Genomic DNA, 12053 nt, shown 5'->3' with positions numbered 1-12053 from the left:
TAAAAATATAAAAAAAATCACAATTTGGTGAGTATATAATAAGAGTACTGTCCTCTATGTCTTTGTAACCTCAAATACAGATGCAAGAACGTAGTACATATACCGAAATAGAAGATTTTTTATCTGATAAATCATTCCAGTCCTGGATCCTCTCTCAAATTGACGAGGACGGTTGGGAAGAATGGACTTTAGAAAATCAGCAACGTGCGAAATTGGTTGAAGATGCAAGATTGTTTTTGCTTGCAATGAAAGCACCAAATTCAGAATTATCCAATTCCGATATTCACAAAGCGTTGCAGGATACCTGGAGCAAAATTGAAAAAAAAGAGAATCAAATTGATTCCACTCAAAACAATACATTTAGTTTTCTAAAAAAATATTTTTTAGCTGGAGTTGCTGCCGCATTATTTTTTTGCTTAATGTCGGTTTGGTTTTACAAAAGCACTTCAAGCACAAGTCATGAAGTTGTTACCTACAATGAACTAATTGATGACAATAAAGAAGGATTGGTGGAACAAACAAATAATTCCAGCAAACCTCAAATCATCACATTATCAGATGGAAGTTCCGTTTTATTACAACCCAATAGTAAATTAAGTTATCCTAAAATCTTTACCGGAAACGAAAGAAAGGTGTATTTGTCCGGCGAAGGTTTCTTTGAAATTAGTAAAAATCCTAAAAAGCCTTTTTTCGTTTACGCAAACGAAATTGTTACAAAAGTTGTTGGAACCAGCTTTAGGGTTAAAGCTTATTCCGATCAGCCAAATGTAGAAGTTCTCGTTCGCACCGGTAAAGTTAAGGTTAAATCGAATGAATTAGTATCGATGTCGGATAGGGAGGTCGTTTTACTCCCTAATCAGGCATTGCGTTTTCAACGAAGTGATTTAACTTTTAACAAAATCACCAATATTACTCAGGACAAAACATTGGTAAGCAGTGTTGGTAATATCGAACAATTAAGTTTTGAATTTACCGACATACCGGTCGCTCAAATTTTTGAAACAATCGAGCAGGCTTATCTGATTGATATCGATTATCCAAAAGACAAATTAAAGGAGTGTCATCTTACCACTTCGCTTAGCGATCAGCCTCTGACGGAGAAGTTAAGAATTGTATGCAAAAGTATCGGTAATAATACCAGCTTTGAAATGAATGGAAACCAGATTATCATACTATCTGAAGGATGTAATTAATCTATTTTTTGTATTAAAGTCTTCATGGCTTTGAGAAATTATTTTTCGCTGAATAATCCCATAGAAAAATAAAAATAGATAAAGGATTTCTTTAAATAGAACAAGTTTAAAAACAACCAAAACCAAAATAAAATAACCAAAAAAAACAAAAGAATGCCTATGTAAATAGTAGAATGCAAAAAAAAAGTGTCGAAATGCTGTAACATTATCGACACTTCATTAAAGTTGAATTGTTCTCTGTAAAGAATAATTCAGTCGTTTCTTAGAATACGCACGAAACAGTATTAATCAAAACAAACCAAAATTATGAAAAAACCAGTTGTTAAACAACGATTACTCCATCGAATCATGAAAATAACACTATTTCAGTTTGTCTTAGCACTTATCTTTTCAAGTGTTGCTATGGCAAACGATATAAATGGACAAAAGAAACTAGACACCAAAGTTACAATTACAGTTGAAAATTTAACTTTGGATAACGCATTGTCTAAACTTGCAAAATCGGCTCAGGTTAAGTTTTCTTATAATTCAAGAATAACACAACTCAACCAAAGAGTTAGTATAGAAGCAAATGATGAGACCTTATCGGCAATTTTGTCGAGAATTCTGGAACCCTTAAATATTTCATACGCTGAAATTAGCAATCAGATTATATTGCAAAAAAGCAGCAAGAATATTTTTTCAGGTGCAGAAACTCCGGCTTCATTATTTGATGTTCTGGTTCCGGGACCAATCATTAGAGGTAAAGTTACGGACCCAAGTGGAGTTCCGTTACCTGGTGCAACCGTATTGGCTAAGGGATCAAAAGTAGCTGTATTGACGGACTTTGACGGTAATTTCTCTATCGAAATGCCGGCAAATAGTACCGCTTTAGTAATTTCTTATGTTGGTATGGAGACTAAAGAAATTGGAATAACGAATACTACCCCAACTATTGTTTTGAACGAAGCAGGACAGAACTTAAAAGAGGTTGTAGTAACTACCGGTTACGAAAAAACATCAAAAAGAACTTTTACAGGAGCAATCAGTAAAATTTCGGGTACTGAATTAAAAGTAGACGGTGTTGTAGATATCAGTAGAATGATTGAAGGAAAAGCGGCGGGTGTAACGGTTCAGAACGTTACCGGAACATTTGGTACTGCTCCTAAAATTACAGTTCGTGGATCTTCTTCCATTTTTGGTGATACAAAACCATTATGGGTTATCGATGGTGTGGTACAAGAAGATATCATCAACATTTCATTTGCAGATTTAGCTTCAGGAAACTCTGAAACTTTGTTGAGTTCTGCAGTTGCGGGATTAAACTCAAATGACATTCAAAGTATTGAAATTTTGAAAGATGCATCTGCTACTTCAATCTACGGTTCAAGATCATTAAATGGAGTTGTAGTTGTTACAACAAAACAAGGACGTAGAGATTCTCCTTTAAAAGTAAGTTATTCTGTTGAAAATACAGTTAGAACAGTTCCAAGTTACACACAGTATGATATTTTAAATTCTCAGGAATCTATGAGTATTTTAAAAGAAATGGAACAAAAAGGTTTTCTTGACATGCCATCAACTCTTCAGGGTAGATATGGTGGGGTTTACAATATTCTTTCAAAAGAAATTAACACCTACAATACATCAAATGGACAGTTCGGGGTTAGAAACGAGCAACCTTATATGAATCAGTTTCTGAAAAAATATGAATTAGGAAACACAGATTGGTTCAAAGTTTTATTCAGACCTTCAATTACACAAAATCACTCTTTAAGCTTTTCAGGTGGTGGAAAAAACAATACTTTTTATGCATCATTGGGTTATTACACAGATCCGGGATGGACAATTGCTGACAGTGTAAAACAATTATCATCGAATATTAAAGGAACTTTTTATGTAAACGACAGATTAAACATCACGTTGTCTACCTTAGCTTCTGTTCGTGATCAAACCGCTCCGGGAAGTTACGAAAGCCAACAAGATGTTGTATTCGGTAACGTTACCAGAGATTTTGATATTAACCCGTTCAATTATGTTTTAAGTACGAGCAGAACACTTCGTCCTTATAATGACGCAGGTGGATTAGAGTACTACAGAAACAACTGGGCTCCAATGAATATTATTAACGAATTGCAAAACAATGTTTTAGAAATTAAAGTAAAAGACATCCGTTTTCAATTGGATTTAGATTATAAAATCAACAAACATTTAAGTTATAATCTTACAGGTTCTGCTCGTTATGCCAATACTTCAAGAGAGCACAAAATTTACGAAAATTCAAATGTAGTAGGAGCTTACAAAGCGGGTACAGAATATGGTGCAGATGGCGCAAACACAATCGTTAGAGACGCTAACATCTTTTTATATAAAGATCCGAACGATTTAACAGCACAACCAATTTCTGTATTACCTAATGGTGGATTCTTGAGAAAATTCACTAACGACCTGACTTCTTACAATATCAGAAACAGTGTAACGTACAGAAATACTTTGAATGAAAAGCATGAATTAGAAGGCTTTTTCGGTACAGAGCTAAGATCTTTGGACAGAAACAGTGATAATTTTACTGCTGCAGGACTTCAATACGACAGAGGATTAACCGCTTTTACTGATCCAAAACTTATTGAAAAAATTATTAATGAAGGAAACTCTTATTATGGATTAAGTGCTGAAAGAGAAAGAACAGTTGGTTTCTTTGGTAAAGTAGGATATACTTATGATCGTCGTTATACAGGATCGATTACAGGTCGTTATGACGGATCAAACAGACAAGGAAATAGTGGTTCTTCAAGATGGCTTCCAACTTATACTTTTAGTGGAAAATGGAATGTTGCTGAAGAAAAATTCATGAAAAATGTAGAATCTATCAATAATTTAGCTTTAAGAGCATCTTATGGACTTACTGCAACAGCCGGTCCGGCGACCAACTCATTAGCGATCTACAAAAGTTTTATTACAGACCGTCTAGGCATACCAGACAGAGAAACAGGAATTGATATTGAGCAGTTACAAAACTCTGATTTAACTTGGGAAAAACAGTACGAAACCAACATCGGTGTTGATTTAGGAATGTTTAATAACAGAGTTCAATTTACAACAGACGTTTATAGCCGTAAAGCATTTGATTTAGTTGATTTTGTTGTTACTTCAGGAATTGGAGGACAAAAAATCAAGCAAGGAAATAATGCTAATATGGAAACTAAAGGTATTGAGATTGGTTTTACTACTCAAAACATTGTTACAGATAAATTTAAATGGTCAACAACACTTAATTTCTCTGTGTTCAACCAAAAGATTACAAAATTAGAAAATCAACCTACAGCATTTGATTTAGTTGATGGAAATGGAGGAAATGCTCTTGGTCGTCCTAGAAATTCAATCTATTCTTACCAATTTACAGGTTTAAATAATCAAGGATTACCAACTTTTGTAATGCAGGATGGTGAAGATGATAAAGTAACAGGAGCTAATTTCCAGGATACTGAAAATGTTACTAAGTACTTGAAATACGAAGGTTCAATCGAGCCAAACAAATCAATTGGTCTAGCTAACACGTTTACATACAAAAGCTGGTCATTATATGTGTTTTTCGTAGGATCAGGTGGAAACAAAGTTCGTTTAAACCCGGCATTCAGCAGTCAATATGATGATTTAGCTGTATTTACAAAAGATTTCACGAATCGTTGGATCAATCCTGGTGACGAACAACGTACAGACGTTCCGGTTATTGCTGACAAACGTTTGATTACAAATTATGGTGGAGTTAATACGCTTGGACGTGCTTACAATACTTATAATTATTCTGATGTTAGAATTGCAGATGGTGATTTCATAAGACTAAAAAATGTTTCACTTAGCTGGGAATTCCCTAATGATTTCAAGAAAAAATTAGGCGTAAGTACCTTTACATTAAAAGGTTCAGCAGTTAACCCTTGGTTGATCTATTCTGATAAGAGATTAAACGGACAAGATCCTGAATTCCGTAATACAGGAGGCGTAGCTTTCCCAATTACAACACAATACAGTTTTACTTTAAACCTTTCATTTTAATATAGTTGATTATGAAAAACATAAAATATATAAAAATAACCGCTGCCTTATTACTGCTCGTTGGTGTTAGTAGCTGTGATGATTTTTTGTCAGAGGTTCCCGACAACAGAACTCAAATAGATACACCTGAAAAAATATCCGAGTTACTGGTTAATGCATACCCGCTGGCTTCTTATATGGATTTAGGAGAAACGATGTCTGATAACGTTGCCGATGCTGAATTAAATAACGCCAGTGTAAAAAGTACACAAAGTTACTATTGGGAAATGCAAGACGAGACCAATATAGATACTCAGGCTAATTATTGGGATGCTTGTTACAGAGCTATTGCGCATGCTAATCAGGCTTTACAGTCCATTAAAGAACTAGGAAATCCTACTAGCTTAAATCCTCAAAAAGGAGAAGCTTTATTAGCAAGAGCATACTCTCATTTTATGTTGGTTACCTTTTGGTCAAACCGATATAATCCGGCTACTGCTGCAACAGATTTAGGGGTTCCTTATGTTACAGAACCGGAAACAGAATTACTGAAAAGTTATAAAAGAAATACCGTAAAAGAAGTTTTTGATTTCATTCAACAAGATATTGAAGAAGGATTGAGATACGTATCGAATAACTATAAAGAGCCAAAGTTCCATTTCAACAAAGAAGCAGCCAAAGCATTTGCCAGCCGTTTCTATTTAATAAAAGGAGATTGGGATAAGGTACTTGAAGTTTCAAGCGGATTAGGATCTAAACCAGTTGGTAAACTAAAAGATTATGTAACTTTGTCAAGTTTAGCTCCGGATATTCAATTTATCGAATACAGTAAATCTTCTCTTACGTCAAATTTATTAATTGGATCACCAAATACATTAGTCGGAAGATCTGCAAATGGTAGTAATTTTTATTTGACAGATGAGAAACAAAGAGAACTTTTTAATGGAACAAATCCATTTGGAAAAGCCTGGCTTTTTGATTTTTACAGCTACAACAGCAGCAGTACTTTATTTACACCAAAATTTGAAGAGTATTTTAAATATACAAATCTAACGGCAAATATTGGAATTGCTTATTGTGGAATCGTACTTTTGTCTAATGATGAGTTTTATCTAAACCGTATTGAGGCACTTGTTATGAAAAACAGAATTGCAGATGCCAACACAGAATTGGAATACTTTTTAGGAACAAGAACAGCCGGATACAATGCCGCAACAGATAAACTTACTGAAGCAGATGTTGTAGCAGGATACCCTGTAATTGCAGATGAGTTAACACCGTTCTATACGATGACAGACGTACAAACTTCTTATGTTAAAGCGCTTACCGAAGCCAGAAGAAGAGATTTTGTTCATGAAGGATTAAGATGGTTTGATGTAAAACGTTTTAATATTGTTGTAAGCCGTGAAGATCAAGGAAAACCTGTAAACACATTGGTTAAAGACGATAAACGAAGAGCATTACAAATACCGCTAAGTGCATCAAACTACGGCGTAGAAAAAAATCCTAGATAAATTTTTATTAAATTTAAGATACTATGAAAATATTTAAACTATATAGAACGATGATACTTGTTGCAGGAGTTTTAACTTTTGCAGCTTGTGCTCATGAAGATCAACCTAAGGAAAGTCAATTGGATTTTTCACCTCTTCCAAAAACGGAGCTAGACAAATGGATCACAACAAATTACCTGGATCCCTATAATATTAACGCACAATACTTATGGAATCAGAATAAAGTCGATAACAACAGATTTCTTTTTCCTCCATTAGTAGATAAAGTTAAACCAGCTTTAAATATCGTTAAACAAATCTGGATCGATAGTTATTCAGAAGTTGGAGGGGCTGATTTTGTAAAAATCATCGCACCAAGAGAAATTGTTTTGGTTGGTGGAGTAAATTCAAATTCAAACGGAACCAGAACACTTGGTATCGCAGATTCAGGTCAGAGAATCACCCTTTTTGAAGTAGATTATCTGAATCAAAAAAACAGAGACAATGTTACTGAATTCATCCATACCATTCAACATGAGTATGTACACATTTTAAATCAAAACAAACCTTTTGACGAGCAAGCTTGGCAAAAAATTACTCCAGGGGATTATACAGGAACCTGGCATTTAGAAAATCTTGCAGTTTCAAGAAATCTAGGTTTTGTTACGAACTATGCAAGAAACAATGTTACTGAAGATTTTGCTGAAACAGCTTCTGTTATATTGATAAGTTCAGTAGCAGAATACGACGCAATTCTTGCCAGTATTACAAGCGCTGACGGAAGGGATAAATTGAAAAGAAAAGAAGCAATCGTAGTACAGTATTATAAAGATGCTTTCGGAATTGACTTTTATGCTTTAAGAGATGCAGCGCAGAGAAATACAACCAACGTCGTAAATAACTAAGTGTCCGTTAATGTATAATTAAAATAGTAATATTATGAAACTAAAAAATATATTTAAGTACTCGATGTTTGCTTTTTTAGCAATGTCTTTGGGTGCTTGTACCAATAATACAGACGCGGAAAAAATCTTTGATAAAACTCCGGTCGAGCGAATAAACGCACAGAAAAGTGAGTTGAGAACAGCCTTACTTTCTTCAGAATTTGGCTGGAAAGCAGTGTATTTTACAGATGACACCCAATTGGGAGGTTTTACCCATTTGTTTAAATTTACTGACGACGGAAAAGTACAAATGGCATCCGATTTTAATGCCGATACAAAAACGTACGAAAGCCAGTTTGATGTGGTATTAGGAAGCACTATGAGTGTGGTATTTACTACCTTTAACAGAATACACCTTTTGTCAGATTCAGGCAATGCTCCAACTGCAGCTTTAAGAGGAAAAGGATACTTAGGAGATTTCCAATTTTTATACTACGGAAAACAAGCCAATGGTGATATTCTTTTTAAAACCAACAGATTAGTTAGAGATGTTCGTTTTGTAAAAGCAACTGCTCAAGACTGGGCTGATTTACCTAAGAATACAATATCACAACAAAATTTCATTGGAAATAGCAGTAGCCCACTTTTCAGATTGCTGGAAACTAACGACGGAACTACCACTAAAAAGTATAGCTTTTCTGTTTCGCAAGCAAGCAGATATTCCATTTCAACAGCTTTAGACGGATCTGGAGATGTTATCAGAACAGGAGTTGCTTATACGCCAACAGGAATCACTGTTAGTCCTGCTATAGTTGTTGCAGGTCAAAAATTAACCGACTTTACCTATAATGATACTGATAAAAGTTTTACTGCTACGGGAACAGGAGGGGTAACAGCTTCCATTAAATTCTCTAACACACCTTTAGCCTTAACAGACGATTACAAACTATTACTGCCTGGAAGTGGAAATAATGTATACGCTTATATATTTAATACAACAAAAGGTGAAGCAGCAAACTCTCAGTTATTCCTGACTTTATTAAATGATTCAGAGCAAGCAGCCGGATTTATGCTTACAAGAGTACAACTTTGGTTTAATAATGCTGATGGAAGTAATTTTATTGAATACAGATTCGGAAATGCCAGTGGCGCCACTGTAGCCAGAAGATACCACTACTTTACTTTAACTGCCGATGCCACAAAGAAAACGGTTACATTTACCCCTGGAGTTTGGAAATCAAGTACGGCACCTACAGCACCAGCAATAGCGGCTCCATCTTTCCTGCAAGCGTTAGATAATCAATTCATGAATCCTCAAGGTCTTTATTTTGCCAAGGCGCAGGTTTCAGGTTATAGTGGTTATACTTTTACGAGTACATCAACTCCTTTTAGAATGGTTGCATACTCATTCCAATAATTAACTTAAAACAGAGAAAGGTCGTCTCAAATTAGAGACGACCTTTTTATTTACATAAGACATTATTTATTAATATGTGAATGCCATTAGCCTTGTTTTAATAGATACTCAATAGTATTAATTGTTAAAAAAAACTTTATTCATGACAAAACTAAAAAAAGGTAGCGAAAACAAATTTTTAAGTTTAGTATGTTCTAAATTCTTTTCATTTGCATTCATTACCACATTAATTCTAACAATTCTTTATTCCTGCTCCTCTGGAGACGAATCCATAACTAAATCGGGTACAAATCAAACCACGACTCAATCTTCAAAGAATAAAAAAACGGATAAATCTTTGCGAGTTTTGCCAATTCATGTTGAACAAAATCTAAATTCATTTTCCCAGCAAATCTTCTTATCTGTCGAGAGTATGGAAGTTGCATTAAACAAAAATACCTATGTGGGCTTTAACACTGAAGCAATGCAAATGTTAAATGCTGCACAAACTGAAAATGATTTGAGGATAGTTTTTGAAAAAGCTGGAATAGCAAATAGCCAAGAAGTCATTAATATTCTAAAAAAAAATATTGCAATTCAACAAGCTTTTATCATTGAAAACCCAATGTTTTTCAATCTTACTTTAGAAGAACAAGTACAATTTCTAAACAGTAGTATCACATCAGCTGAAGATAATTATGATTCAAAAGTAATTATACCTTCTTACGGCGTAGTTGCAGGACCAAATTGCGGAGGTGCCTTTAATACAAGTATAAGGAGATGCGCTGGTGATTTCGGAACATGTGCAGTATTTGCTGTTGCAGGTGCATACGCAGGACTAGCCCCTGGATTATTAGCCGCAGCATATTGTATGGTAACTAAAATAAGCTGTGATAGTAGGGCGAAGGAAGATTATAAGGCATGTGCATTTACTCGCTCTCATCCAGACGAACCAAAACCTCCGACTGGAAAAATAACAACGAATTGTGACAAAGACAGTTGCTGGACGACAGATTCTAATGGTAAATATATAGAAAGAACAAATTAATATTTAAAATAAGCATTGTGAAAAAGTATCTTACATCAGTAAATACCGTGTTCTTTTTATGGGGTATTATACTTATAGCAATATCAGAACTTTACCCGGGCTTTACCCGATATTATTTGTACTTGTCCATAATAGTGATCATTCCTGTAATGATTGTTAATCTCATAAAACAGAGAAAAGATGACAAAATTAATAACACTACACTGTTTCAGTCCTCTATTTACAGGATGCTAATTTTAGCGGTGGCAGTGACAATTTTGTTTTTTGCAACAAAGCAAAATCATATATTTTAGTTTTTTTTTATTTTATTTTGAATTAAGGCAGCTCGCTTTTGAGCTGCTTTTTTTAAGGAAAAAATTAAAATATATGACTTTGTTCTTTATTTAAAAACAGCAGAAAAGACAATTAGAATACGTTTCATGTCTGAAACTCAACGGACACAAAATGATTGAGAAAACCAACTATTAACAACCAATTTTATTATGTTAAAAACTTTTTTAAATTTTTCAGGAATCGAAGTATTAAGCAGCGAAGAGCTGAAAAGCCTAAACGGAAACGGTAGCGGAGGAATAAGATGTACGGTGCCATGGTCGCCTTTTACATACAACGGACCTTGTATCATGCTTCCACGTGAGGAAGAAGTAATACCACTATGCACAGCAACAGTAGACGGTATAATTTGTTAACACGGTCTCAAAATGTAGAACCCTAAAAAAAATGATGCAGGGTTCGCATTAGATTGATAGCTAAAAATTAACCAAAAAACCAACTATGTTAAAGACTATTTTAAATTTAGAAGGAATCCACCTTCTTAATGACGAAGAACAAAAAAACATTACAGGAAAAGGTCCTAATGACCCAAAACCTGTAGAAAAATGTAAAACCTATGCTCCTCCGGGTGCGAATCGTATAGACTATCCGCTCTATCCATGTGCAGACATTATACGTGAGAATCCATTTCCTATAGATGATCCTTGTGTTGGACTTGGGTGTTAATTAAGTTTATTAAAAAAACAAAAATACCGTTTCAAATTTTGGAACGGTATTTTTATTTTCAGCGAACAATTAAGTACTTAAGAAGAGGGAGACCATAAATTATACGATTGTTATTTTTTTAAAAAGGGAATTATCATATATTTGACAAGTCATTTATAGCGCTGCCAGAAATGAAAATCTTTTTTCTGTTTTTCTTCAAAAACAGAAACGAGAGAATCGATAACAGGAACAGCTACAAATAAATATTAAATTTAATTTTGAATATGAAATTACTAGAAGGAAAAGTTGCCATCATTACAGGCGCTAGTCGTGGAATTGGAAGAGGAATTGCAGAAGTTTTTGCTAAACATGGCGCAAATGTTGCCTTTACATACAGTTCATCTGTAGCTTCAGCAGAAGCTTTAGAAGCTGAATTGAACAGTTTAGGAGTTAAAGCCAAAGGATACCAATCTAATGCAGCTGATTTTAATGAGGCTCAAACTTTTGTCGAAGCAGTTTTGGCTGATTTCGGAACGGTAGATATTTTAATTAACAACGCCGGAATTACAAAAGACAATTTGTTAATGCGTATGTCTGAAGCTGATTTCGATCAGGTAATTGATGTTAATTTGAAGTCTGTTTTTAATATGACAAAAGCAATTCAAAAAACTTTCCTAAAACAACGCGCAGGTTCAATTATCAATATTAGTTCAGTAGTAGGGGTATCTGGAAATGCAGGACAAACTAACTATGCAGCTTCAAAAGCTGGTGCAATTGGATTTACAAAATCGGTAGCACTTGAATTAGGTTCTCGTAATATTCGTTGCAACGCAATTGCTCCAGGATTTATTGAAACAGAGATGACAGCAAAATTGAACGAAGATGTAGTAAAAGGATGGAGAGAAGGAATTCCTTTGAAACGTGGCGGAACTACTGAAGATGTTGCCAATGCTTGTTTATTCCTGGCTTCAGATATGAGTGCCTACATCACAGGACAGGTTTTAAATGTTTGTGGAGGAATGTTAACTTAAAAAAGTTCCGGTCCAGATTTCA

General features: G+C 34.5%; 9 protein-coding genes. All 9 read left to right on the top strand.

Translation table 11 applies throughout. The features are described from left to right. The first annotated feature begins 80 nt into the window (after nucleotides 1-80). The 9 genes from ACHRV3_RS00585 (at nucleotide 81) to fabG (ending at nucleotide 12031) form a co-directional block, all read left to right on the top strand. Nucleotides 81-1193: a FecR family protein gene (locus tag ACHRV3_RS00585; protein WP_047775100.1), complete on the top strand. Its 1113-nt coding sequence runs from the start codon at nucleotides 81-83 to the stop codon at nucleotides 1191-1193. A 306-nt stretch (nucleotides 1194-1499) separates the two neighbouring features. Continuing rightward, nucleotides 1500-5225 (top strand): SusC/RagA family TonB-linked outer membrane protein, encoded by a 3726-nt coding sequence (locus tag ACHRV3_RS00580; RefSeq protein WP_053004213.1) that lies wholly within the window; start codon nucleotides 1500-1502, stop codon nucleotides 5223-5225. Nucleotides 5226-5236: 11 nt separating this feature from the next. Next, entirely contained in the window at nucleotides 5237-6718 is a 1482-nt protein-coding gene (locus tag ACHRV3_RS00575) for a RagB/SusD family nutrient uptake outer membrane protein (RefSeq protein WP_047775098.1), read from the top strand. 23 nt (nucleotides 6719-6741) lie between these two features. Then, nucleotides 6742-7602 carry a putative zinc-binding metallopeptidase gene (locus tag ACHRV3_RS00570; protein ID WP_230001910.1) on the top strand — a complete coding sequence of 287 codons (861 nt, stop codon included), beginning with the start codon at nucleotides 6742-6744 and terminating at the stop codon, nucleotides 7600-7602. Nucleotides 7603-7636: 34 nt separating this feature from the next. Then, nucleotides 7637-8998 (top strand): DUF4302 domain-containing protein, encoded by a 1362-nt coding sequence (locus tag ACHRV3_RS00565; protein WP_047775093.1) that lies wholly within the window; start codon nucleotides 7637-7639, stop codon nucleotides 8996-8998. Nucleotides 8999-9140: 142 nt separating this feature from the next. Continuing rightward, on the top strand, nucleotides 9141-10025 hold the full coding sequence (locus ACHRV3_RS00560) for a hypothetical protein (protein WP_395434123.1): 885 nt from the start codon (nucleotides 9141-9143) through the stop codon (nucleotides 10023-10025). Nucleotides 10026-10507: 482 nt separating this feature from the next. Continuing rightward, the gene (locus ACHRV3_RS00555; protein WP_230001909.1) at nucleotides 10508-10711 is read left to right on the top strand and encodes a hypothetical protein; all 204 of its coding nucleotides are present in this window, start codon (nucleotides 10508-10510) and stop codon (nucleotides 10709-10711) included. 85 nt (nucleotides 10712-10796) lie between these two features. Continuing rightward, the gene (locus ACHRV3_RS00550) at nucleotides 10797-11021 is read left to right on the top strand and encodes a hypothetical protein (protein ID WP_230001908.1); all 225 of its coding nucleotides are present in this window, start codon (nucleotides 10797-10799) and stop codon (nucleotides 11019-11021) included. Nucleotides 11022-11284: 263 nt separating this feature from the next. Next, the gene (gene fabG / locus ACHRV3_RS00545; RefSeq protein WP_047775088.1) at nucleotides 11285-12031 is read left to right on the top strand and encodes a 3-oxoacyl-[acyl-carrier-protein] reductase; all 747 of its coding nucleotides are present in this window, start codon (nucleotides 11285-11287) and stop codon (nucleotides 12029-12031) included. Nucleotides 12032-12053 lie beyond the last annotated feature (22 nt).

The sequence above is a fragment of the Flavobacterium sp. FlaQc-49 genome, assembly GCF_044005985.1.
Taxonomy (GTDB): Bacteria; Bacteroidota; Bacteroidia; order Flavobacteriales; family Flavobacteriaceae; genus Flavobacterium; species Flavobacterium cupriresistens.
Note: the sequence above shows the minus strand (reverse complement) of the source record. Positions and strands in the feature narration are given on the sequence as shown.

Coding starts and splice junctions, on each gene's coding strand:
- ACHRV3_RS00580 (WP_053004213.1), top strand. CDS start 1,500: ATGAAAAAACCAGTTGTTAAACAACGATTACTCCATCGAATCATGAAA.
- fabG (WP_047775088.1), top strand. CDS start 11,285: ATGAAATTACTAGAAGGAAAAGTTGCCATCATTACAGGCGCTAGTCGT.
- ACHRV3_RS00555 (WP_230001909.1), top strand. CDS start 10,508: ATGTTAAAAACTTTTTTAAATTTTTCAGGAATCGAAGTATTAAGCAGC.
- ACHRV3_RS00560 (WP_395434123.1), top strand. CDS start 9,141: ATGACAAAACTAAAAAAAGGTAGCGAAAACAAATTTTTAAGTTTAGTA.
- ACHRV3_RS00570 (WP_230001910.1), top strand. CDS start 6,742: ATGAAAATATTTAAACTATATAGAACGATGATACTTGTTGCAGGAGTT.
- ACHRV3_RS00585 (WP_047775100.1), top strand. CDS start 81: ATGCAAGAACGTAGTACATATACCGAAATAGAAGATTTTTTATCTGAT.
- ACHRV3_RS00575 (WP_047775098.1), top strand. CDS start 5,237: ATGAAAAACATAAAATATATAAAAATAACCGCTGCCTTATTACTGCTC.
- ACHRV3_RS00565 (WP_047775093.1), top strand. CDS start 7,637: ATGAAACTAAAAAATATATTTAAGTACTCGATGTTTGCTTTTTTAGCA.
- ACHRV3_RS00550 (WP_230001908.1), top strand. CDS start 10,797: ATGTTAAAGACTATTTTAAATTTAGAAGGAATCCACCTTCTTAATGAC.